This window comes from Cytobacillus sp. QJM3NY_8, from assembly GCF_056173585.1.
Window position 1 is genome coordinate 2,200,457 of the sequence record NZ_CM149681.1, and the last position, 23,021, is coordinate 2,223,477.

The following is a 23,021-nucleotide window of genomic DNA, read 5'->3' on the forward strand; positions in this document are numbered from 1 at the left end:
TCAAGAATGGAGTGAATTCCTATGGGTTCAGTAAAAAATTTACACGAAGAAGAACTAAAAGGCGCGCAGCACACTGTAAAAGAAATTCTTCAACAGCCGGAACTCTGGCTTCAGACAGTTAGTATTATCGAAAAACAAAAAGCTGTCATTAAGGATTTTATCAGTCGAAAGCTGATTGCCAAACAGGCACGGATTATTTTTACTGGAGCAGGTACATCGGCATATGTTGGGGATACTTTAACACCTCATTTAAGAAAAGAACTCCCTTATCAAATTGACTCAATTTCGACTACGGATATTGTTACAAACCCGCTGAATTATTTGAAGCCAGAGGTTCCCACCGTTTTAGTATCATTTGCCAGAAGTGGAAATAGCCCTGAATCAGTTGCTACTTACAGTTTGGCTAAAAAGCTGATCAACAATGTTAGCCAAATAATCATCACATGCAATCCAGATGGACAGCTTGCAAAGGAGGCTGGAAAAGACGAAAATTCTTTGCTCCTTTTAATGCCGAAAAAAGCAAATGACAAGGGGTTTGCGATGACAAGCTCATTCAGCTGTATGTACCTTTCTGCTCTCCTTACTTTCCAGTTAAATCGATTCGAAGTGTTAAAGAAAAAAGCAGAAGCTGTTTCCAAAAACGCTGAGAGCATTTTAACCACGAAATATGAAACGTTAAAAAGTATTGTCAGCCTCAATAAGAAAAGAGTTGTGTATCTTGGTTCGTCAACTTTAAAAGGCTTGTCCCAGGAGGCGAGCTTAAAGCATTTGGAGCTTACTTCCGGGAAGATACCAACATTCCACGAATCGGTTCTTGGGTTTAGACATGGCCCGAAGTCACTGGTTGATGACGAAACCCTGATTTTCGTTTTTATTTCCAATGATCCTTATACCAGAAAATACGAGATTGATTTATTGCAAGAGTTAAAGAATGATGGAGGCAGTAAAACAGTGGTAGCAATTGCAAACACCATTGATGAAGGAATTGATGAATTATGTGACTGCGCTTTTATTATTCCGGAACAGGAGAATATTCACCTGGAAGACCACTTGATTGCATTGAATTACTTAATTATCGGACAGTTATTTGCGTTGTTTAACTCCATCCACCTGGGTGTGACACCTGATAATCCAAGCCCAACCGGAATAGTTAATAGGGTTGTTAAAGGAGTTAACATATATAACTTTTAAAAAAAGAGGGGGAATACAAAGTGCCAAACATTTTATTGACACGAATTGATAACCGGCTTGTCCATGGTCAGGTAGGTGTTACCTGGGTTAATCACCTTGGGGCTAACCTCATTGTTGTAGCCAATGATGAGGTTGCTGAAGATGAAGTACAGCAAGACTTAATGGAAATGGTAGTCCCTGAAGCAATCGGTGTCCGTTTTTTCTCGATCCAGACAACTGCAGACATTATTCATAAAGCATCTGAAGATCAAAATATCTTCTTAGTTTCTAAAACTCCTCAGGATGTCCTGAGGCTGGTTGAAGGAGGTGTTCCGATCGACAAAGTGAATATTGGAAATATGCACTATTCTGAAGGGAAGACACAAATTTACTCGACCGTTTCTATTGATGATGCTGACAAAGAAGCATTCCGCAAACTAAAAGAACATGGTGTGAAACTCGAAGTGCGCCGTGTTCCTGATGAAAGGCCGGATGACATTTATAAATTCCTTTAAGGGAAAGGATGGTGTGAAGGATGGATCAGGAAATATTGCTTCAGGCATTGTTGATTGCCATTTGGGCAGGTATTGCCGGCATCGATTTGTTTAACGGTTTGTTACACATTCACCGCCCTATTGTAACTGGAGTCATTGTTGGGTTAATTCTAGGCGATTTGCCTACTGGTGTGATGACCGGGGCTGCAATTGAATTAGTATGGGCAGGAATGGTACCGCTTGCAGGAGCTCAGCCTCCAAACGTTGTAATCGGCGGAATAATTGGTACAGCATTTGCGATTTTAACTGGGCAGGAGCCTCAGGTTGCAATAGGAGTTGCCGTTCCATTTGCCGTTGCAGTCCAGGCTTGTATCACATTAATGTTTACGGCCTTTTCACCTGTCATGCATAAAGCTGACAAATATGCCGAAGAAGCAAATACAAAAGGCATCGACAGGATTAATTACCTTGGAATAGCAACACTATTCGTTTTCTATTTTGTGGTTGCATTCCTTCCAATCTACTTTGGAGCTGATGCAGCCAAGAGTGTAGTCGAATCACTTCCTGCCTGGATCATTGCAGGTCTCGGTACAGCTGGCGGTATGATGGCAGCCATTGGGTTTGCCATGCTTTTAAAAATTATGCTTAAGAAACAGTATATTGCCTATTTTATAGTTGGATTCATCCTTGTTACTTATTTACAAATGCCGATTATTGCTGTCGCGCTAATCGGTCTGGCAATTGCTATGTATGACTTTTATAAAACATCTGGCGGCCAGGGAGCTGCTATGAGGGGGGCGAGAGGCCGTGGCATCTGAAAATGCAGCGATTGAACCGGAAATTTCTGTTCAGGCAAACAATCCTGAGTTTTATGAAGATTCTTCAGCCGAACAGTTAATTACAAAAAAAGACCTCAACAAAATGGTCTGGCGCTCACTATTGCTTCAGGCATCTTTCAACTATGAAAGAATGCAGGCAGCAGGCTGGCTATACTCTATTCTTCCAGGACTAAAGAAGGTTCACAAAAATAAGCATGACCTTAGTGAATCAATGAAAAGCCATATGGAATTCTTTAATACCCATCCTTTTCTAGTAAACATCATTATGGGAATTGTCCTCGCAATGGAGGAGAGAAAACAAAACCGGAATACCATACGTGCTATCCGGGTTGCCATGATGGGTCCCCTGGGTGGTATCGGGGATGCCTTGTTTTGGTTAACACTTCTGCCTATTTGTGTTGGTATAGGTGCTTCGCTCGGAGCAGATGGCAATCCAATAGGTGCACTTGTGTTCCTTATTATATTCAATGTCGTCCATTTTGGACTGCGCTTCGGTCTTATGCGATATGGCTATAATGCTGGAACCAATGCCATCAGCTCATTAAAAGAAAACACCAAGAAAGTGTCTCATGCTGCCTCTATCGTTGGCTTGACAGTGGTAGGCGGGCTTATTGCCTCATTTGTGCAGTTAAAGGCAAATCTGGTCATTCATGCAGGCAAAGCTGAAATTGCCCTGCAGGAAGATTTGCTGGATAAGATCATGCCAAACATGCTGCCGTTAGGCTATACCTTATTAATGTATTACTTGCTAAAAAGAGGCTTGTCCCCTGTTATTTTAATTCTGATTACAGTTGTTATTGGCATTATTGGTAAGATACCATTCCCATTCGGCACCATTCTTTAAACGGGAGTGAGGAGGAAAAATAATGAACGGTTTAATTGTTTCAGGGCATGGTTCCTTTGCTGCAGGTCTTCACTCTTCAGTGAAGTTGATTGCAGGGGAACAGCCACGTATAGAGTATGTTGATTTCTTAGAATCAGAATCTACATTAGATCTTGAAGTAAAGATGAAAGCAGCATTGGCAAACTTAAAGTGCTGCAATGGGGTACTCGTTCTGTGCGACCTTGTGGGAGGTTCGCCCTTTAAAACGGCTGTTTCTCTAACAAACGACAAACAGGATACTGCTGTTATTGGCGGAGCAAATCTGGCAATGGTTATGGAAACCGCCATTATCAAAGACAATGTCTCCATAGACGAACTAAAAGAAATAGCCATCACTTCAGGAAAAGAAGCGATAAAATGTTTCCAGAAATCTGATCGCCTCAAGAGAGATGGAGCAGGCATTTAATGGAGGCTATTTGTGCAGATAAAATCTATGGCCCTAACAGCAGAATACATTCAGGATTTGTGATTTATAAGAATGGATTCATAACGGATATTACGGAAGAGGAACCAGACTGCCAGATACATGATTTCTCGGGATTTTCCGTTATCCCTGGTCTTATTGATATTCATATCCATGGCATTTCAGGGAATGACACGATGGATGCAGCGCCGGAAGCTTTGCAGGAGATTTCTATATCACTTGCAAGGCATGGGGTGACGTCCTTTTTGCCTACAACTCTTACGCATGATTTTGAGAAAATAAAGGCTGCCGTTAGCGAGATTGGCAGACAAATAGGAAAGACAGCTGGAGCAGAAATCCTCGGTTCGTATGTTGAAGGACCTTATTTAGCCTCTGAGCACAGAGGCGCGCATCCTGTGAATTACATGCGAGAAATATCAATGGAAGAAATTGATGAGTTAATTAAAGCATCCCAAAATACGATTAAAATTCTAGCGCTGGCACCGGAAAAGGAGATGGCTTTAAAGGTTATTCCCTATCTGAAAAGTCTGGGAATTCTTGTCTCACTGGGACATACCAATGCAGACTATGAAACTGCCAATCTGGCAATAGATAGCGGGGCTAGTATTTCAGTTCATACGTTTAACGGAATGCGTGGATTCACCCATCGTGATCCGGGATGTCTGGGAGCTTTCCTGACAAATGAACATATTTTTTGCGAGTTGATAGCTGATTTGGAACACGTGCATCCAGCAGGTATTCAACTGCTTCACAAAGCAAAAGGAGCAGACCAGATTCTATTAATTAGCGACAGTATGGCCGCAGCGGATTTACCGGATGGGAAGTATAAGCTTGGAAGCCTAACTGTCAGAGTAAAAGACGGAATAGCCAGAACAATGGAGACTGGATCCCTGGCAGGCAGTACTGCAAATTTAATGAGCTGCTTAAGAAACACAAAGGAGGTTCTAGGGCTGCCGCTTGAATCCATTTTGCCGATGGCTACTATAAATCAAGCTAAATTGCTGGGTGTTGATCATGAAATCGGCACCATTGAAATTGGAAAAAAGTTAAATGCAGCTGTTATTGACGATGCATTCAATGTAATAGCCACCTTTGTTAATGGAAAAGTTGCTTTTATGGAGGAGAAAATAAATTGAGTAAAAATAACATTGTAAACACCATTGATATGTTCAGAAAAGCCCAGCAAGAAGAATATGCGATTCCTGCCTTTAATATCCACAACCTTGAAACATTCCAAGTGGTGGTGGATACTGCAGCAGAATTGAACTCACCTGTCATACTGGCTTCCACACCAGGTACCATTTCTTATTCAGGCGGTGACTATTTGGTGTCAATTGGAAATGCTGCAGCAAAAAGATATGAGATTCCGATCGCTCTCCACCTTGACCATTTTGAGAGTTTTGAAGAAATCAAGAAATATATTGAATTTGGTTTTAAGTCTGTGATGATCGATGCCTCCCATCATCCTTTTGAAGAAAATGTCAAGATTGTAAAGGAAGTTGTCGATTATGCCCATGAATATGGGGTCTCTGTTGAGGCTGAATTAGGCCGTCTAGGGGGAGTAGAAGACGACCTCGTTGTGGATGAAAAGGACGCGAAGTATACCAATCCGGAGCAGGCTGGAAAATTTGTGGAGTTAACCGGGATTGACTCTTTGGCAGTTGCTATTGGAACTGCACATGGATTATACAAGGGTGAGCCTAAAATTGATTTTGATAGGCTGGATGAGATCCGCTCCATGGTTTCTATTCCTCTCGTCCTTCATGGGGCTTCCGATATCCCGGATACAATGGTGAAGAGAACAATAGAACTCGGTATTTGCAAGGTAAATATTGCAACAGACCTAAAAATCCCATTTTCTAATGCGGTCAAACAATACTTTATCGAGAACCCGGACGCAAATGATCCCCGAAATTATATGACTCCAGGCAAAGACGCGATGAAGAAGGTAGTCGAGGAAAAAATTCTTATGTGTGGCAGCAATGATAAAGCCTAGCATACTAACCGTTACCCTTAACCCCGCTATAGATACTGTCTACCGCCTGGAATACCTTAAGATTGGAAGAAGCACACGTACGAAAAGTCCCCTTAAAACTGCAGGAGGAAAAGGACTGAACGTTACAAGGGTGTTGAGCATTCTTGGAGAAAGTGTGACGGCAACCGGTTTTTTAGGGGGGAGCAACGGGGATTTTATCCGGAATGAGCTGGTAAACCTTGGTGTCCGTGATGAATTTGTGAAGATTGCAGGGGAAACAAGGCAGTGTCTTGCCTTTCTTGACAACAGAAATAATCAGACAGAAATTCTTGAGGAAGGGCCCTTCATTTCCGTCTTGGAGCAGGAAGAGTTAAAACAGCGCTTGCGCATCTTAATACCTGAAGCTCAAATCCTTATAGTAAGTGGTTCAATGCCCCTTGGAGTATCATACAGCCTCTATCAATGGATGATAAAAGAGGCTAAAAATCATGGAGTCAAAGTTCTCCTGGATACCAGTGGGGAGGCACTAGCCGAATCTCTGTCTTATGGACCTTATTTAATCAAACCTAATCGTGAGGAACTTGAAGGGCTTCTTGGCCGTCCCTGCCGGGAAGAAACAGAAATCTGGATATCGATGGAGAAGATAGCTGAGAACGGCATAGAGATTGTAATTGTTTCAGACGGTGAAAGGGGATCATTCGTTCATTATAAAGGGGAACGGATGAAAGTGGCAACTGCAGAAATTCGGGCAGTTAGCCCTGTGGGGTCCGGAGATTCATTTATTGCAGGTTTTGCCGCTGGACTTTCAAAAGGATATTCAGTAAAGGATACTCTGATCCTGGCTTCTGCTTGCGGCTCAGCAAACGCAATGGAAGAGAGGACTGGATATATAAATCTCCAAAACTTGAATACATTGATTGAACAAATTTCAATAAACTCAACTTGGTCAGGCAGTTTATAAAAATTTTTCAAAAGATCGCGGAGGTGCCGGATATTGTTAAGAAAGCGAAATAAACAGAAAAGATTTGCCTCTATATTTCTTTCATTCCTTTTGGTCATATCGCTTATTCCACTCAGTGCGGCTGATGCTGAAGAAAATCCAGATACTTCTTCCATCGGCAAAGTTAGTAGGATACAAAAAGAAGGCAGTGATATTTATCTTGATTTCTCTTCTGGAAAAGGAATTAAATTAAGCTTTCTGAAAGACAATGTTTTCAGGCTTCACCTGGATCCGAGCAGTGAATTTCCTGAATACCCAACACCAAACAAGCCTGACCATGTGACGAAAATTGTGGATAAGGATAAAAACAACTATCAAAAAGAATATGGAACCGTAAACGTAAAGGTAAAAGAAGATTCCGATTTTTATAGGATATATACAAAAATATTGGAACTAAAAATCTCCAAAACGGACTCCAAAATGAGCCTGATTAATAAACAAAATAACAAGGTTATCTGGAGTGAGAAGGAGCCGCTTTCTCTTGAAGCGAATAGTGCAGTTCAGACACTTAATACAAAAGATGGTGAATACTTTTACGGTGGAGGACAGCAAAACGGCTACTACTCTCACAAAAATAATAAAATAAATATCTCCATCGGAGGCGGATGGGATGCAGGTGCAGCATCAAGCCCTGTTCCGTTCTACTTGAGCACTGAAGGATATGGAGTGATGAGAAATACGTTTAAGCCGGGTGTCTATGACTTTTCCAAAACGGCAACTTTTTCACATGAGGAAAATAGATTTGACGCTTATTACTTTGTTGAAGACTCCATTCCGGAAATTATTAACGAATATACCGAGCTGACTGGAGAAGCAGCATTAATGCCGGAATATGCGTTTTATTTAGGGCACGCAGATTGCTTTAATGGCACTCACAACGGTCATAAAGACCAGAGAACCCTCCTTGGCAAAGGCTTGGATACATTAAATCAATATGTGGAGAAGGATATGCCGCTCGGCTGGTTTTTGCCGAATGACGGTTATGGATGCGGCTATGGTGGATTAGAGAATTTGGAGAAATTTGCGGATGAAGCAAATGAGAAAGATGTTGAAGTAGGCCTCTGGACACAAAGCAATTTATACCCAGACCCGAGCCTGCCTGAGGATAGCCCATTGCGAAGGGATCTTGATGGTGAAGTGAAGGCGGGAGTAAGAGCTGTTAAAACGGATGTTGCATGGGTAGGACAGGGCTATTCCATGGCTCTTAACGCAACACGCCAGGCTGCTGAAGGAATCGAAAAGCAGGAAAACTCAGGCGGAGCACGCCCGTTTGTGATTAGTCTCGATGGATGGGCAGGCACCCAGCGTTATGCCACTCTTTGGTCAGGTGACCAGTATGGAGGGGAGTGGGAATACATCCGCATGCATATCCCAACATACATTGGAGCGGGATTATCCGGCAATCCGAATGTTGGTTCGGACATGGATGGTATTTTTGGAGGAGATCCAGTCATCCAGACAAGAGATTTTCAATGGAAGGCTTTCTCGCCAATTCAAATTGATATGGATGGATGGGCGTCATCCGGAAACGATTACAGCAAATCCAAAAACCCTTGGAATTATGGCGAACCTTATACTTCTATAAACCGCATGTATCTGAAGCTAAAAGCGCAAATGATGCCATACATTTATACGATTGCAGAAGAATCCACTTCTACCTCTATGCCTTCTGTCCGGGGAATGATGCTGGAGTATCCAGAAGATCCATTTACGTATGGCACTGATACACAGTACCAATATATGTGGGGGCCAAATTTACTGATAGCGCCTGTCTACAATGAAAAGGATCATGCAGCTGGTGTAAGAAACGGAATCTACTTACCGGATTCTGAACAGGTTTGGATCGATTACTTTACAGGTGAGCAGTATCAGGGCGGAGCAGTTTTAAATAATTTTGACGCCCCATTGTGGAAGACACCAGTCTTCGTGAAAAATGGAGCTATCATCCCAATGGCTCCTGAAAACAATGCGATTAATGAGCTGGATGGATCTGAAAATCGAATTTTTGATATATATCCAGCAGGGAAATCTGAATTTACTCTTTACGAGGATGACGGTAAAACAACTGATTACAAATCTGGGAAGAATACAAAAACCAGGATTTCATCTGTCGTAGCAAATGATAAAGTAAAAATTACCGTTCATAAAGCAAAAGGAAAAGGCTACAAAGGAATGGTCAAGGAAAGAGGAACCGAATTCCTCGTTAATACACGAAAGCAGCCTGAATCTGTAACTGTAAAGGTTGGCGGCAAAAATAATAAACTGCGAAAAGCTTTAACAGAGGAAGAATACAGCCGCTCTGAAAATGTTTATTTCTACAATGAAAGTCCGAATCTTAATAAATATTCAACGGAAGGCTCTGAGTTCGCCAAAACAAAGGTAACTACTGCACCGAAGTTATTTGTAAAGATTGCAAAAACGGATATAACCAAGAATCAAGTGATGCTTACGGTAAATGGATTTAACAACACGCAAGAGAAAGAAGTAAAAGATACAGAGGTGCCTGATGTGCCTTACGGACTCGGAGCCGCAGATGAAAATATTACAGATAAAAGCATAAAACTTAATTGGAATAAAGTTGAAGGTGAAAATCTTTCCTATGACCTTAAAATTAATGGAATGATATACAAAAATGTTTATTTCGAAAAAGAAAATGAGAAGCCGTTTTTCGAGCACGATAATCTAAACTTTGACACAGAATACAGATATAGTATCCGGGCAGTTAATACAAAGGGTGCATCAGACTGGAGTGATGAAATAACCGTAAAAACCAAGCTTGATCGATTCAGAAACGTTCCGAAGAATATGACAGCCAATGCCTCAAGCAATCAGCCTGGGAGCGAAGCATCGAGAGCAGTAGACGGAGATGAAAAAACACAATGGCATACAGCTTGGGGGTCAGGAAACGTTCTTCCTCATACCTTTGAGATTGATATGAAGCTTGCCTATCAATTAGATAAGCTAGAGTATGTGCCTAGGCCGGATGCAGGGAACGGAACAATTCTTAAGTATGACCTGGATGTCAGCCTTGATGGGAAGACATACAAAAATGTTATTACCGATGGCACTTTTATTAGGAGCAATGAGACAAAAACGATTCAATTCAACGAAGAGGTAACTGCACGGTATATTAAATTAACGATTAAGGATGCTGTGGGAAAATTCGGATCTGCACAGGAATTCAGGCCTTACAAAAAGGATAAAACTGAAGGAATGGTAGTCGGTGAAAATATACCTAATGGTGCCATAGACGAAGAGGACCTGCTTTTCTTTGCCAGTTATATGGGTGTGGACACCACAGATACTTCTTGGGATCAGGTGTCCAAAGTTGATATTAACTATAATGGCGTGATTGATTCTTATGATTTAATGTATGTAGCAGGACAGCTTGGTGAGACACAGCTCCAGCCGACTAAGCGTCCTGCAGCAGGACTGCTGAGCATTCGTCCTGATAAGCAGCAATTAAAAGCAGGGGAAGAGTTTGCAGTAGAGGTAATAGGTGCAGGGATGAAGGATATTAATGCCTTCAATCTTGAACTTGAAATTGATCCAAATAAGTATGAAATTGTAAAAGAGTGTTTAGAAGGATCTGAATGTGGGGAGAGAATTGCCGACTCTGCTGCTTCTACCGCGAATATGCTGAATTATTCAATTCTTGCAGGAATAGGCAATGAGAAGCAAAGAATTATGGCTGCTTTTTCAAACAAAGGTTCTTTTGAAACGTTAGAAGGCACATCAACTCTGGCAGTCATTAAGCTAAAAGCGAAGAAAGATTTAGGGTTTGATATACCGATTACGAGATCCTTGCTTGTGAATACAAGCTTTGATACCATCGATGAAATCGGTCAGGTTTTAAAGCCTGGAGAAGAGCCTGGATAAGTCGAGCAGCCTGAAGAGCCGAAGGAACTGCTCATGACGGCAAGGGATATCGCTGTATCTGGTGAAGCAGATAAAATGCAGGATGGTGCTGAAGCCTTCCCGCGGTTAATTGACGGTGAAATAAGTGAATCTTCCCTGGCTGAGCTTAAGTGGAGCATTACGGAAGCCGATGGTATTTCTCTTCCATTAGAGGTTGATTTCAGCTTTAATAGTCCAACAGAACTTACCAGATTTGAAGTATTCAACAGACCGCTTTATACCAATGGGAAAATAAAAGCCCTTCGTGCAAAAGCTTTTGATGAAGAAGGGAATGAGTATGATTTGGGTAGAATGGAAGTCGGGTCAAGCGATAAATCTGTAACCTGCGATTTAACTGAACATACTCAAATGCCATCCGGCAAGAAAATGGTTAAGTTCAAAATTATATTTGAAGAATCTCATAGTGGGCCACTTATGCTTTCAGTTGCAGAAGTGCAATTCTGGAAGAGAAACGCTGCCAATTGAGAGCAATTAAAAAAGAATTGAAGAAAGCCATGGATAGTTCCATGGCTTTTCTTCGTTAGGATTTAAGAAATTAATTTATAAGTAACAACGGATTTAGATAGAGGGGTTTTCATGGTTATCTTGACTGGTGATGATCAACATGTTACCATAACGTCACATGTTAAACTTTTATTTATAACGAAAGGGCCGATGTAATGAGCGACGAGCTTTCCACCGTTTTTAAGGCATTGGGACATCCAATCCGCAGGGAAATTCTCGATATTCTTAAGAAATCGCCAAGAACGACCGGAGAACTTAACGACTATTTTCCTGAAGTTACAAGGTATGCCATTATGAAGCATCTAAATATTTTAGAGGAAGGCAAATTAGTTTTGGTACGGAGAGAAGGAAAATATAAAAGGCATTTTCTTAATGCAGTGCCCCTTCAGGAAATGCATGAGCGCTGGGTAGGTAAATACATGAAATCCGCAGCCAGATCGCTGTTGAATTTACGGAGGGCCGTTCAAGATAAAGGAGGAGACAAACCGATGGATTCAGCAAAGGAATTTCGCATTGAACAGGAGATATTTCTTGATGCACCACGAGAAGAAGTATTTAGGGCATTAACCGAAAAGGTGGAAGAGTGGTGGGAGTTTCGCATAGCTCCAAAAGGAGTAACATCCCACTTTACGTTTGAGCCTGTTCCAGGAGGGCAATTCACCGAAAAATGGGGTGAAAAAGAAGGCGCAGTCTGGGGGAATGTATACTATGTGAATGCGCCTGAAGAAATACGGCTGCACGGCCATCTTGGCATGCATGGAGCGGTAAACAGTGCCTATACGTATCGTCTTCTTGAGAAAGAAGGAGGGACGCTGCTGCAGCTTTCCCATACAGCCTCTGGTGTTATTCAGGAGCAATGGGAAGAGGAGCATTCCAAGGGATGGGAATACCTGCTTGGAACCCTGCTAAAAAAATACGTAGAATCGAACTAATTCTGGAGGACAAGATGGTAGATGTAATCACAGAAATAACAATTAATTGTCCTGCTTCACAAGTGTCAGAGTATGCTTCAAATCCCGATCATGCTCCTGAATGGTATGTCAATATACATGCTGTTGAGTGGAAGACACCAAAACCGCTTCAACTAGGATCACAGATTGCTTTTAGAGCGAAGTTTCTTGGCCGGGAACTTGCTTATGTTTACGAAATTACTGATTATATTCCAGATGCAATATTGGTAATGAAAACTGCAAATGGCCCATTTCCAATGGAAACTATCTATACATGGCAAGCGATCGATGAAAATCATACCCTCATGACATTAAGAAATAAAGGGAACCCAAAAGGGTTTAATAAGGTCATGTCTCCATTGATGGAACCGATGATGAGAAGAGCAAATATGAAGGATTTAAAAAAAATCAAAGCCATACTTGAAAAATAATTTTTATCATCCATCCGGCAGGAAGGTTTTCCTGTGGGTTCACATAAGGTGTATGCCCTATGCAGCTTTAAAAAGGCTGTTTAAAGGGCTGGGCACCTTATTAATAAGCTGCAGTTTTCACCTTAAAGCATACATATGGCGATACTAATGCCTCATTATTCAATTAGCAATTTTAAAACCGTCCAATCCCTATCAAATCAAACTAAGCCGTCCTATTTAGGGCGGCTTAGTTTGGTTATGTTCCCCTTTTTTATAAAACTAATTTATAGTAGATGCTCCTTTTAGCAGATAGGGGCAGCGCCATTCTCATCATTTTTTAATGATATTTTAAAAGAATTCTAGTTTTTGGAAGGTACATTACAATTACTAACTAATTTAGGAGGAAAGCTAAATGAAAATTGTGATTATACCGTCTGGTTTTAAAGAGTGCCTGGATGCGGAGGATGTGGCGCTGGCGATGGAAAGGGGAGCGCAGCGTTATAACGGGGAAGCCGACATTGAAATAATTCCTATGATTGATGGCGGAGAAGGGTTTGCAAAAACCATTACGAGATTAAAAGGCGGTCACTTGATTTACGTAGATGCGACGGGTCCTGTCGGCAAAAAGGTAAATGCCCATTTCGGCATTTTTGCAGAAAATGGTGAAATGACTGCTGTTATAGAGATGGCTGCAGTGGCAGGTCTGAAGCATGTTCCCCTGCAGGAGCGCAATCCTTTACTGACGACTACTTATGGGGTAGGGGAACTGATTCTTGCTGCTTTGGATTTTGGAGCTGATCGTATTTTGATCGGCTGCGGCGACTCCGGCACTTCAGATGGGGGGGCAGGGATGGCCCAGGCACTTGGTGTCCGGTTTTTGGATGGTAATGGAAAAGTAGCCGAAATAAAGGGAGGTGCTGATTTATTAAGAATAAAGCAAATAGATGACTCAGACATGGACAAGCGAGTCAGGCAAATTGAAATTGACGTGGCCTGCAATTGGAAAAATGTTTTATGCGGGGACAATGGAGTAGCGAGGATATTTGGCCCGCAAAAGGGTGCAACCAAAGAGCAGGTAAAAATATTATCCGAAGCCATGGAGCACTATGCGAATCTTTTAGAAGAAAGTTATAGGTTCGATGTCAGATACCTCGAGGGAAGCGGTGCCTCAGGAGGGCTCGGGGCAGGTTTGGCTGTTTTTGCTGGGGCAGTGCTTCATCCTCGTTTCAGCCTTATAAGAAAATACATAAAGATAGAAGAAAAAATTGCTTCCGCTGACATCGTGCTGACAGCGGAAGGGAGTATCGATTTCCAGACTCCAAATGGAAAAATACCGACTGAAGTCGCCAGAATTGCCAAAAAATACGATATACCCGTCATAGCCATCACAGGTTCGGTTGGAAAAGGGGCATCCTTGAATTATGATGCCGGCATAGATGCCTTTTTGAGCATAATTCCAAAGCCGACATCTCTGGAAAAAGCAATTCTGTATGCTCCTCAGTGGATTGAGGACAGTACAGAATCAGTCATGCGGCAAGTGGACATTGGCTATAAAATGGCCAGCAGAAACCGGGTCAATGAAGGGGCAGTCTAATATGCAGACTAGAATGGGAAAGCATGGGCAATCCGGCCATCCATTAATTATGCTTATAGACTGTATTTCCGGGAGAAGCCTGGCCATAATCAGCGCCCATGTCTTCTTCTTTCTGTTGATTGCGTTCGCTGATGGGGTTGATTATAAAGCAAAGTTATCGATTTTCATATTTCTCTCCGCTGTAACACTATGGATTTCAACAAAACTCCCTGCTGGATTCATTGCATTTGCCAGCATCGTATTCATCATTTTAATGAATGGAGCGAGTCAGGAGCTATTATATCTGTCCCTTTCGGAGGAAGTGGTATGGCTGATGGTGGGGGCATTTATCATAGGGGAGGCAGTTGAACAATCAGGTTTAACCGGACGGTTCATTCAGTTTATCTTAGGAAAAAGCCGGACGCCGGCAAAGCTGAAAAGTGGGATGATATCCTTTCTTTTCGCCTCTGTTTTTTTTATACCTTCAACATCCGCCAGAGCTGCCATGGCAAGGCCGGTCATTATTCATCTGGCAAGCAGGCTGACCGTAAAAGAGAAAAAAACTCTAACAATCACTATACCTATTGTCATTTTAATGAGTACATCGGCAGCACTTATTGGTGCTGGTTCCCATGTCATTGGTGTTGGTCTTTTGGAAACTGGGGCTGGCCAATCCATCTCTTATTTGCAGTGGCTAATGTGGGGACTGCCTTTTGCATTGATCATGACAATCGTGAGCTCAATAGCCGTTCAGTGGATGGTGAGGAGCGATAAGGAATTGGAAGAATCACCTTTTATACCTAATATCCAGGATACGCCACCTCAAATGCCGCTTACAGGAGCGGAAATTAAAACTCTAATAATAGTTTCTCTTCTGATCATAGGATGGATGACTGACAGTTTCCATGGATATGATCTTGCATTTGTTTCCATAATCGGGGCAATTGCGCTGACCATGCCGAATATGGGTGTAATTACCTGGAAACAGGGGCTTAAAGCAGTTTCTTGGAATTTGATTCTTTTTGTTGCAGCAGCATCCGCACTAGGAAAAATTCTTGTTGAAAATGGTGTGGCAGATTGGATGGAAGGAAAGATTACAGGTTTTCTTCAAATCTTCACTGATGCTCCGGATTGGATTATGGCAGCAGTAATCCTTATCATCACCGTCACCAGCCATTTATACATTACATCCCATACAACAAGGGCAATTATTTTGGTTCCAGGGATCATTCTGTTTAGTCAGTCAATGGGAATGAATCCATACGCAGCCGTCTTTATCAGTTTAATAGGCATGAACTACTGCATCACTTTTCCAGTAAGTTCTAAGGCACTGCTCCTTTTTTATGAAGATGATGAATTAAGTTATGATGCAGGTATTTTAGCTAAGTTAAGTGCAATCCTAATGCCCCTTTACATTGCCATTGCAGTTATTTTCTACTGTACTTATTGGCAGTGGACGGGTATGAGTCTATATTGACTGAAATACTTACCGCGTTTTTAAAAATGCGGTTTTTCATTTGAATTGGAAATATATTTAATTAGGATGAACCGAACGAACTGGTTAGGGAAAATTAGATAGTGTGCTTGAATGTTACTTAAATTTAGGGTAAAGTTAATTGTAGACATTAAAGATCTTTAATGTATTCATAAAGGAGATAGGAAATGAAATATTCAAAAGCCACCAACTATGCATTGCACACAATGGTATATTTAACTTTAACACCCAAGGGGAAATCTGTTGGCGTTGAACAGCTGGCTAAAATCCAAAATCTTTCCCCGACCTACCTGTCGAAAATTCTCACGAAACTTGTAAAGGCAGGCCTTATTGAATCTACTCCTGGTGTTAAGGGCGGATACAGCATTGTAAGCCATTCGCGTAAAACTTCCTTTCTGGATGTCATTCATGCCATCGAAGGGCACACCACCTTGTTTCATTGTTCTTTGGAACATGATGATTTACAAAATGAAGATTGCTTAATTGAAAAGGTAATGTTTGAAGCTGAGAAAAAGATGAAAGATGAGCTGAATACAAAATATATTTCTGATATTGCAAAAGAGATTGATTCCACAAAAAAATAAAAAAAGAATTGTAATCAGTCTAAGTAATTTTTTTGTGATAATCATAGATATTAAAAGTCTATAATATATTTAATTGAGGAGGAAATAAATATGCTGTTAGATTGTGTCATTATCGGCGGAGGGCCATCCGGATTAAATGCTTCACTTGTTCTTGGAAGGGCAAGGAAAAAAGTTATCCTTTTTGATGAGAATAAACCCAGAAATGCGGTAACTCACGAATCTCATGGTTTTATTACAAGGGATGGCATCAAACCTTCTGAGTTTAAGAGAATTGCCAGGGAAGATTTAATGAACTATCCTGACATCACAATGGAGAACCAGCGGGTTACTGATATAAAGAAAGAAAATGATGCTTTCATGGTTCGTGCAGAAGACGGCAGAAGCTTTCGCTCCAGAAAGGTCCTTTTGGCTACAGGTCTAAAAGATGAACTTCCAGCAATTGAAGGAATTCACCAGTTTTATGGCAAAACCTTATTTAGTTGCCCATTTTGCGATGGCTGGGAATTAAGAGACCGCCCATTAGTTCTAATCTCAGAGGATAACCGTGCTTTCCATATGGCAAAAATGATTTCAAATTGGAGTAATAATCTTGCTGTTTGTACGAATGGCAATTTGATATTTTCGGAAGAGCAAAAAGAAATATTAATAAGAAAACAAATAAGGGTATTTGATGATGAGATAGCTGCTTTAGAAGGGGAAAGCGGGCGCTTGGCCAAAATAAAATTTAGAAATGGCAATGAACTTTTTAGGGCCGGAGGCTTTGTCACAACGGGTTTAACCCAAGCTGCGCCATTTGCAGAAGTATTAGGATGCAAGATGAATAATATGGGAGGAATTGAAACAGACACCCTTGGCCGAACCAATATTGAAGGTGTTTATGCCAGTGGTGATAATTCTATCCTGGCACCTTCACAATTGATTATTGCTGCCAGTGAGGGAAGTAAAGCGGCTATAGGAATCGTTCATGATTTAGTAAATGAAGAATTTTAAAAGGTGTTGGAAGTAAAACTTTTTTTACTATAATTAAAGTGTGTGTGTGTCTTTAATATCCATTAATATTATTTGGTGAGTTACACATTGTCCAAAGGAAGAGTTGATCAATATGAAAGAAAAAATGGAACGTGCAGAAAGAAAAATAGAATTTCTGGAAAATCCAAAATAAGAGGTGATATTCCGCTAAAGAACTGCTGTGAATGATCCCTATTAAGAATACGTACAAGATTTCGGATATAGGTGCTGGCACTGGTTATATTACAGTCCCGGCAGCAAGAGCCACAGCTGGAATGGTTTATGCATTAGATATTGATGGAGATATGCTGGATGTTATCAAACCCAAAGTGGAAAAGGAAAAAAATGGAAATATCATAATACTAAAAGAAAGTATTAATCATATTCCATTACCCGACAATAGTATTGGTCTTGCACTGGCATCATTAGTTCTCCATGAGATGCCATCCTTACCACGTGCACTGAGGCAAATAAACGAGTGCTTAAGCCTGGCGGCTATTTCGTATGTATCGAAATTGAAAAGAAAGACTTTCCAAAAGAAAGACATCCCAGAATTGCTTCATCTGAAATGGAAGAAGCAATTAAACTTGCAGGGCTGAATGTATCCATGAAGCTTTTTTAACAGATGCCATCTAATCTATATGATTATAGCTAAAAAAATTATAATTGAAAATGAGGAAGAGCTGTGAACTTCTCCATTTCTTTAGCGGGCAGTATAGACCTAAGGAGTGAGACATGGCTATGAAATCAATCTAGCGATAATTGGAATCAATACTCGAGCTGGAGTACTCATCAATTTTGGTTTCATTCGCTTCTTATTTTCATACTTATAAACGTTGTCGGGTTTGCACAGGGAAGGAAAACGTTCACCTGCACTGATACCATCAGAGAACGCTACTCGCTTTAGTTCCGGTGCTGTATTTGATTTTGTATAAGGGTGTTTATAAATAAACTTTGAGTGCTATTTTTACTTTTGTATCAAGCGTATCCTTTTCTCCTATTTATCCTGCAAATAGGAACCGTCTATTTTTACTTGTATCTAACCTATTTCTCTGTAGCACCCGTATCAATTTGGTTAACGAATCTTTTTGTTTATTTTCAGAAACAAGAGCAATAAGAGGTTAAGAAGGCGCCTTGTACTTTTTTCCATAGGCATTATAATAGATTTGTAAGCGATTACGAAATTAAAAGGAGGAGACTATGGGCAGATTAGTTCATTTTGAAGTTCATGTGGACGATATGGAGCGCGCCAAGAAGTTTTATGGCGAGGTATTCGGATGGTCATTTCAGGATTGGAGTGAGTATGCCGGAATGCCTTATTATGGAGCAGTGACTGGAAATGAAGAAGAACTTGGCATTAACGGTGCTCTGTTGCAAAGACAGGGACCGCCACCAGAAGCTAATCAAGCGTTAAACGGATATGCCTGCACGATGGGTGTGGAGGACTATGATGCAGCTGAAGCCAGAATCATTGAGAATGGCGGCACTGTCGCATTGCCGAAGTATGCTCTTCCTGGAATGGCTTGGCAGGGTTATTATAAGGATACTGAAGGGAATATTTTCGGAATTCACCAGCCGGATGCAAGTGCCAAGTAAATCTATCTAAAACTTATATCATCAAATGGAAAAATACATAATTGAAAAAAGCCTTCTCCATGAGAGGGCTTTTTTGTTTAGGAGCCAGAAGGACTGGCAACTGTATTTCGTAATCAGGCACTGATTTTTACAATTTTGCCTTCTTTGCGTTTCTTTGCATATTCAGCAGTTGCGGTAAATAGAACATCTGATGACGAGTTAAGGGCCGTTTCACAAGAATCCTGAAGAACTCCTATGATGAATCCTACACCCACAACCTGCATCGCGATGTCGTTCGGTATTCCGAATAAGCTGGCTGCTAAAGGGATGAGAAGAAGCGAACCGCCTGCAACACCTGATGCACCTGCGGCAGATACTGCTGCTAATACGCTAAGGATAAGAGCAGTTGCAAAGTCCACTTGAATGCCTAGTGTATGGACAGCAGCAAGAGTCAGAATAGAAATTGTAACAGCTGCACCTGCCATGTTAACCGTTGCGCCTAATGGGATGGATACGGAATAAGTATCTTCATCCAGCCCAAGCTTTTCGCATAAGCTCATATTTACAGGGATGTTCGCTGCTGAGCTGCGCGTAAAGAATGCTGTCATTCCGCTTTCTCTCAGACATTTAAATACTAGAGGATATGGGTTCCTGCGAATGTTTAAGAATACGATAAGCGGATTCACAACGAGAGCAATAAAGAACATAGAACCGAGCAGGATTGCAAGCAGTTTTCCGTAATCAAGCAATGCTGAAAGACCATTGGTGACTATCGCATCAAACACGAGACCCATGATCCCGATTGGAGCGAAGCTAATTACCCATTTTACTAAAGTCGAGATTGCATCTGAGAAGTTTGCGAGCATGTTTTTTGTAGTATCAGCAGATTTTCTTAAAGCAATGCCGAGGAGAATTGCCCAAGTCAGAATACCGATATAGTTACCATTAATCAGTGCATTGACCGGGTTGTCCACTACGTTAGTCAGAAGGGTTTGAAGAACTTCTGCTATCCCTCCAGGAGGTGTTACATCCTCAGCTCCGGGAGCAAGTGACAGGGTAACCGGAAAAATAAAGCTGGCAACAACTGCTACAAATCCAGCCAGAAAAGTACTTAATCCATAAAGGGCGATAATAGATTTCATATTCGTCTTATGGCCGCTTCTATGCTTGGAAATGGCGTGCATTACCAGGAAAAATACCAATACCGGCGCTACAGCTTTTAATGCACCTACAAAAAGAGTGCCGAAGATAGTGATCCATCCCGCTGCTTTAGGAATGGTCAAAGCCAGGGCGACACCTGCGATGATGCCCAGCAGAATTCTTTTGACCAGGCTTATTTGGTTCCACTTGCTGATTGCGTTTTTCATAGAATTCCCTCCGAAGTGATTATTATATAAAAGAGAATAATTGCTTGTCACTGTTATTTGACAGTGATATTTGTTAGTTTAACACAAATATTATAAATTGTGCGATAAATTATTATATTGAAATATCTGTCAAACAGCTTTTATTAAGATAGATTGCTGATGCTATTGGTTTCACTTGTTTATTTTTGTGGAAAGAATAATAAAGAATTTAATACCTTTTTTGCTTGTGGAATAAGAGCCTTTCTATAGCCGCAATCTAAAAATGTACATATAATCGAAAGATGAGGTATACACCATGACTGGAATTCTACTAGCCCTCATAGCAGCGGTTTCCTGGGGCAGCATTGTATTTGTCAGCAACAAGCTTGGCGGTGACGAGGACAGCCAGACACTTGGTACTACAATAGGTGCCCTGTTATTTGCCATCGCTGTCTATCTTTTCAAGAGGCCAGATCTGTCCAATATTGTTTGGGCAGTCGGCTTTATTTCTGGTTTGTTCTGGTCAATCGGGCAGAAAAATCAGTTTGGGGCAGTCCGCTATCTGGGAGTTGCCAAGACAGCTCCGATGTCCACAGGTCTGCAGCTTATTGGAACAACTTTTTTTGGGGTATTCATTTTTAAAGAATGGGAAACAACGATGAGCATTATCATCGGGGTCTCCTCTCTTGTCTGCATCATTGTTGGTGCCGTTCTGACTTCTCTGAAACAGGGGGATGACAAGGAACAGGGAAAAAGTCTCAAGAAAGGATTGCTTGTACTGCTTTTATCGACGGCAGGTTTTGTGGGGTATGTCGTTTTAATACGCTGGTTTGATATTGACGGCTGGTCTGCGATTCTGCCGCAGGCGATTGGGATGGTAACAGGAGCATTCCTCATAACTCTGCGCCGCAAGCCATATAACAAATTTGCTATAAGGAATATCATTACGGGACTGATTTGGAGCACGGGGAATCTGGGATTGCTGCTTTCACTGTCGAAAATCGGCGTTGCCACCAGCTTTTCACTCTCCCAGACCGGAATTGTCATATCGACCATTGGCGGGCTTTTCTTTTTAAATGAACGCAAAAGCAAAAAGCAGGTGTTTATGGTTCTCCTGGGCTGTTTGTTTATTATCGCAGGTGGAGTTTTGCTGGGCTTTACGAAAAAATAAAAATAAGGGAGCGGATCTTATGTATCCAAGTCTTGAAGGCAAAGTTATCGTCATTACCGGCGGAGCTACCGGGCTAGGGAAGGCAATGGCTGAGCGATTCGGTGCTGAAAAAGCGAAGGTTGTCATCAATTATTTTAATGAGGAACAGGAACTGCAGGGAATCATTGAAACGATTGAAAATGCAGGCGGAAGTGCATCTGCCATCCAGGGGGATGTTACAAAGGAAGAGGATATTAAAAGAATGATTGCCCATGCAATTAACACGTTCGGTTCCCTCGATGTCATGATCAATAACGCGGGAATCGAAAATGAAGTCCCATCTGAAGAACTCACCCTTGAGGATTGGAATAAAGTTATTTCGACGAATTTGACGGGACAATTTCTTGGCTGCCGGGAAGCCCTTGATTATATGCTGGAAAACAAAATAAAAGGCTCGATCATTAATATGTCATCTGTTCATCAGGAAATTCCCTGGCCCCATTTTGTTCACTATGCCGCAAGCAAAGGCGGGGTCAAATTGATGACCGAGACTCTGGCTCTTGAATTTGCCCCGCACGGAATCAGGGTGAACTGCATTGCCCCTGGTGCTATTGATACACCGATTAATGCTGAAAAATTCTCAGATCCTGAATTGAAAAAAGGTGTCCTTGAGCTCATTCCTATGGGCTACATCGGGAAGCCCGAAGAAATCGCAGCTTGTGCAGTGTGGCTGGCTTCCACAGAAGCGAGCTATGTCACCGGACTGACATTATATGCTGACGGAGGCATGACACAATATCCCGGATTCCAAGCGGGAAAAGGATGATGGAAAAATGCCCTTCTCACTAATGAGAGGGGCTTTGAAGTTTTATTTCAAATCAAAAAACACGGTATTTCCTACCCAGGAATCATATTCCATTTTGGCACCCTCGCCGGTTTTTACTAAACCGGCTATATACCCTTCCTTCTCGTTTCCTTTATACATTTCAAAAGAAAAATCAGGTTCTGCTGTTGCGACAGTATCGCCGCTGTATACATCGCCGCTCTCGCTGACAAATTTAAAGTTCATGATTCCATCGATGGTGAATGGATGGTCCTCTGTTTCAGAGTCGGCAACTTTTACTTTGCTTTTTACAAGAACCCATTCATATCCTTCAGGTGCATCCTCGTTAAACTCATTCATTTCCTTCAGTTTGACCTGTGCATCCTGTCCGCGAATGACCTCTTCTACTGACAGCTCAATCTTTGTTTTATATTCATTTGATGAATCATCGTATGTGACCGTTTCAATCGCAGCCATCTCATTTACTTTTATCGGATTGGAGCGGGAGCCAGCCTTTGATTCTTCTTTTTTCTCCTCAGGTTTTGCACTTTGCTCCTCGCCATTCTCCTCTGTTTTGCTTTTTGTTGATACACCCTTGCTTTCACCGCACGCAGTTAGAAACAATGCAGACACCAAACCTGCCACAGCTAATTTTACTAATTTCCTATGTTTCATATTAATCCCTCCAGTTAGTTATCTTGATCTCTACAAAGAAAATAGTAGCATGAAGGCTGATTAAATTTTTGGAAGGGTGAAAGACATAAATAAAAAAATCCGGCCTCTTAATAAGGGCCGGACCTGAAGGGGTAAAGAAAAAGGGCTGTATGATGTTTCGGTACAAATTCATTGTAATACGTAAATGTTAACAAACTATGAACGGGATGCGGACAAAGTATTAAA

Annotated in this window: 22 protein-coding genes; 20 read left to right on the plus strand and 2 right to left on the minus strand. The window is 41.5% G+C overall.

Going from position 1 to position 23,021, the window contains the following annotated elements:
* Positions 1-21: 21 nt before the first annotated feature.
* From AC0VZ9_RS11520 to AC0VZ9_RS11605, 18 genes are all read left to right on the plus strand, one after another.
* Entirely contained in the window at positions 22-1,191 is a 1,170-nt protein-coding gene (locus tag AC0VZ9_RS11520) for an SIS domain-containing protein (RefSeq protein WP_019381998.1), read from the plus strand.
* 20 nt (positions 1,192-1,211) lie between these two features.
* The gene (gene agaV, locus AC0VZ9_RS11525; protein WP_251175459.1) at positions 1,212-1,685 is read left to right on the plus strand and encodes a PTS N-acetylgalactosamine transporter subunit IIB; all 474 of its coding nucleotides are present in this window, start codon (positions 1,212-1,214) and stop codon (positions 1,683-1,685) included.
* A 20-nt stretch (positions 1,686-1,705) separates the two neighbouring features.
* Positions 1,706-2,482, plus strand: a complete 777-nt coding sequence (agaW, locus tag AC0VZ9_RS11530; RefSeq protein ID WP_192908521.1) for a PTS N-acetylgalactosamine transporter subunit IIC — start codon at positions 1,706-1,708, stop codon at positions 2,480-2,482.
* Positions 2,472-3,347: a PTS system mannose/fructose/sorbose family transporter subunit IID gene (locus AC0VZ9_RS11535; protein ID WP_071156505.1), complete on the plus strand. Its 876-nt coding sequence runs from the start codon at positions 2,472-2,474 to the stop codon at positions 3,345-3,347. The genes agaW and AC0VZ9_RS11535 overlap by 11 nt, the downstream gene beginning before the upstream one ends.
* 22 nt (positions 3,348-3,369) lie before the next feature.
* Positions 3,370-3,792, plus strand: a complete 423-nt coding sequence (gene agaF, locus AC0VZ9_RS11540) for a PTS galactosamine/N-acetylgalactosamine transporter subunit IIA (RefSeq protein WP_475397419.1) — start codon at positions 3,370-3,372, stop codon at positions 3,790-3,792.
* Positions 3,792-4,946 carry an N-acetylglucosamine-6-phosphate deacetylase gene (nagA, locus tag AC0VZ9_RS11545; RefSeq protein WP_217025190.1) on the plus strand — a complete coding sequence of 385 codons (1,155 nt, stop codon included), beginning with the start codon at positions 3,792-3,794 and terminating at the stop codon, positions 4,944-4,946. Before agaF ends, nagA begins: the two co-directional genes overlap by 1 nt.
* A gap of 29 nt (positions 4,947-4,975) precedes the next feature.
* Complete coding sequence (locus AC0VZ9_RS11550; RefSeq protein ID WP_475397503.1) at positions 4,976-5,806, plus strand: tagatose bisphosphate family class II aldolase; 831 nt, start codon at positions 4,976-4,978, stop codon at positions 5,804-5,806.
* A complete protein-coding gene (locus AC0VZ9_RS11555; RefSeq protein WP_475397420.1) occupies positions 5,793-6,746 on the plus strand; it encodes a 1-phosphofructokinase family hexose kinase in 954 nt (317 codons plus the stop codon). The genes AC0VZ9_RS11550 and AC0VZ9_RS11555 overlap by 14 nt, the downstream gene beginning before the upstream one ends.
* A 33-nt stretch (positions 6,747-6,779) precedes the next feature.
* A complete protein-coding gene (locus AC0VZ9_RS11560; protein ID WP_475397421.1) occupies positions 6,780-10,664 on the plus strand; it encodes a TIM-barrel domain-containing protein in 3,885 nt (1,294 codons plus the stop codon).
* A 33-nt stretch (positions 10,665-10,697) separates the two neighbouring features.
* Positions 10,698-11,168, plus strand: coding sequence for a hypothetical protein (locus AC0VZ9_RS11565; protein ID WP_475397422.1), 471 nt, complete (start codon positions 10,698-10,700; stop codon positions 11,166-11,168).
* A 194-nt stretch (positions 11,169-11,362) separates the two neighbouring features.
* A complete protein-coding gene (locus AC0VZ9_RS11570) occupies positions 11,363-12,139 on the plus strand; it encodes an SRPBCC domain-containing protein (RefSeq protein WP_019382006.1) in 777 nt (258 codons plus the stop codon).
* 14 nt (positions 12,140-12,153) lie between these two features.
* On the plus strand, positions 12,154-12,588 hold the full coding sequence (locus AC0VZ9_RS11575; protein ID WP_019382007.1) for an SRPBCC family protein: 435 nt from the start codon (positions 12,154-12,156) through the stop codon (positions 12,586-12,588).
* 391 nt (positions 12,589-12,979) lie between these two features.
* The gene (locus AC0VZ9_RS11580; protein WP_019382008.1) at positions 12,980-14,161 is read left to right on the plus strand and encodes a glycerate kinase family protein; all 1,182 of its coding nucleotides are present in this window, start codon (positions 12,980-12,982) and stop codon (positions 14,159-14,161) included.
* A gap of 1 nt (position 14,162) precedes the next feature.
* The gene (locus AC0VZ9_RS11585; protein ID WP_192908525.1) at positions 14,163-15,617 is read left to right on the plus strand and encodes an SLC13 family permease; all 1,455 of its coding nucleotides are present in this window, start codon (positions 14,163-14,165) and stop codon (positions 15,615-15,617) included.
* 185 nt (positions 15,618-15,802) lie between these two features.
* Positions 15,803-16,219: an Rrf2 family transcriptional regulator gene (locus tag AC0VZ9_RS11590; RefSeq protein ID WP_009330480.1), complete on the plus strand. Its 417-nt coding sequence runs from the start codon at positions 15,803-15,805 to the stop codon at positions 16,217-16,219.
* Between the two features lie 90 nt (positions 16,220-16,309).
* On the plus strand, positions 16,310-17,209 hold the full coding sequence (locus AC0VZ9_RS11595; RefSeq protein WP_251264598.1) for an NAD(P)/FAD-dependent oxidoreductase: 900 nt from the start codon (positions 16,310-16,312) through the stop codon (positions 17,207-17,209).
* Positions 17,210-17,412: 203 nt separating this feature from the next.
* Complete coding sequence (locus AC0VZ9_RS11600) at positions 17,413-17,826, plus strand: class I SAM-dependent methyltransferase (protein WP_217025161.1); 414 nt, start codon at positions 17,413-17,415, stop codon at positions 17,824-17,826.
* A 601-nt stretch (positions 17,827-18,427) separates the two neighbouring features.
* Complete coding sequence (locus tag AC0VZ9_RS11605; RefSeq protein WP_019382011.1) at positions 18,428-18,823, plus strand: VOC family protein; 396 nt, start codon at positions 18,428-18,430, stop codon at positions 18,821-18,823.
* A 113-nt stretch (positions 18,824-18,936) separates the two neighbouring features.
* Here AC0VZ9_RS11605 and sstT read toward each other — a convergent pair whose 3' ends face one another.
* The gene (sstT, locus tag AC0VZ9_RS11610) at positions 18,937-20,169 is read right to left on the minus strand and encodes a serine/threonine transporter SstT (protein WP_019382012.1); all 1,233 of its coding nucleotides are present in this window, start codon (positions 20,167-20,169) and stop codon (positions 18,937-18,939) included.
* A gap of 295 nt (positions 20,170-20,464) precedes the next feature.
* Here sstT and AC0VZ9_RS11615 point away from each other — a divergent pair, with 295 nt between their 5' ends.
* Positions 20,465-21,319, plus strand: coding sequence for a GRP family sugar transporter (locus AC0VZ9_RS11615; RefSeq protein ID WP_475397424.1), 855 nt, complete (start codon positions 20,465-20,467; stop codon positions 21,317-21,319).
* Between the two features lie 19 nt (positions 21,320-21,338).
* The gene (locus AC0VZ9_RS11620; protein ID WP_009330474.1) at positions 21,339-22,124 is read left to right on the plus strand and encodes a glucose-1-dehydrogenase; all 786 of its coding nucleotides are present in this window, start codon (positions 21,339-21,341) and stop codon (positions 22,122-22,124) included.
* A 42-nt stretch (positions 22,125-22,166) separates the two neighbouring features.
* Here the strand turns inward: AC0VZ9_RS11620 and AC0VZ9_RS11625 are convergent, their stop codons facing one another.
* Positions 22,167-22,796, minus strand: coding sequence for a hypothetical protein (locus AC0VZ9_RS11625; protein ID WP_475397425.1), 630 nt, complete (start codon positions 22,794-22,796; stop codon positions 22,167-22,169).
* Positions 22,797-23,021 lie beyond the last annotated feature (225 nt).

What these genes read in the sequence shown, in the direction of transcription:
- AC0VZ9_RS11585 (WP_192908525.1), top strand. Translation starts at nt 14,163, where the DNA reads ATGCAGACTAGAATGGGAAAGCATGGGCAATCCGGCCATCCATTAATT.
- AC0VZ9_RS11575 (WP_019382007.1), top strand. Translation starts at nt 12,154, where the DNA reads ATGGTAGATGTAATCACAGAAATAACAATTAATTGTCCTGCTTCACAA.
- AC0VZ9_RS11580 (WP_019382008.1), top strand. Translation starts at nt 12,980, where the DNA reads ATGAAAATTGTGATTATACCGTCTGGTTTTAAAGAGTGCCTGGATGCG.
- AC0VZ9_RS11600 (WP_217025161.1), top strand. Translation starts at nt 17,413, where the DNA reads ATGATCCCTATTAAGAATACGTACAAGATTTCGGATATAGGTGCTGGC.
- AC0VZ9_RS11625 (WP_475397425.1), bottom strand. Translation starts at nt 22,796, where the DNA reads ATGAAACATAGGAAATTAGTAAAATTAGCTGTGGCAGGTTTGGTGTCT.
- sstT (WP_019382012.1), bottom strand. Translation starts at nt 20,169, where the DNA reads ATGAAAAACGCAATCAGCAAGTGGAACCAAATAAGCCTGGTCAAAAGA.
- agaF (WP_475397419.1), top strand. Translation starts at nt 3,370, where the DNA reads ATGAACGGTTTAATTGTTTCAGGGCATGGTTCCTTTGCTGCAGGTCTT.
- AC0VZ9_RS11595 (WP_251264598.1), top strand. Translation starts at nt 16,310, where the DNA reads ATGCTGTTAGATTGTGTCATTATCGGCGGAGGGCCATCCGGATTAAAT.
- nagA (WP_217025190.1), top strand. Translation starts at nt 3,792, where the DNA reads ATGGAGGCTATTTGTGCAGATAAAATCTATGGCCCTAACAGCAGAATA.
- AC0VZ9_RS11550 (WP_475397503.1), top strand. Translation starts at nt 4,976, where the DNA reads ATGTTCAGAAAAGCCCAGCAAGAAGAATATGCGATTCCTGCCTTTAAT.
- agaW (WP_192908521.1), top strand. Translation starts at nt 1,706, where the DNA reads ATGGATCAGGAAATATTGCTTCAGGCATTGTTGATTGCCATTTGGGCA.
- AC0VZ9_RS11605 (WP_019382011.1), top strand. Translation starts at nt 18,428, where the DNA reads ATGGGCAGATTAGTTCATTTTGAAGTTCATGTGGACGATATGGAGCGC.
- AC0VZ9_RS11590 (WP_009330480.1), top strand. Translation starts at nt 15,803, where the DNA reads ATGAAATATTCAAAAGCCACCAACTATGCATTGCACACAATGGTATAT.
- AC0VZ9_RS11615 (WP_475397424.1), top strand. Translation starts at nt 20,465, where the DNA reads ATGACTGGAATTCTACTAGCCCTCATAGCAGCGGTTTCCTGGGGCAGC.
- AC0VZ9_RS11620 (WP_009330474.1), top strand. Translation starts at nt 21,339, where the DNA reads ATGTATCCAAGTCTTGAAGGCAAAGTTATCGTCATTACCGGCGGAGCT.
- AC0VZ9_RS11565 (WP_475397422.1), top strand. Translation starts at nt 10,698, where the DNA reads ATGACGGCAAGGGATATCGCTGTATCTGGTGAAGCAGATAAAATGCAG.
- AC0VZ9_RS11570 (WP_019382006.1), top strand. Translation starts at nt 11,363, where the DNA reads ATGAGCGACGAGCTTTCCACCGTTTTTAAGGCATTGGGACATCCAATC.
- AC0VZ9_RS11520 (WP_019381998.1), top strand. Translation starts at nt 22, where the DNA reads ATGGGTTCAGTAAAAAATTTACACGAAGAAGAACTAAAAGGCGCGCAG.
- AC0VZ9_RS11555 (WP_475397420.1), top strand. Translation starts at nt 5,793, where the DNA reads ATGATAAAGCCTAGCATACTAACCGTTACCCTTAACCCCGCTATAGAT.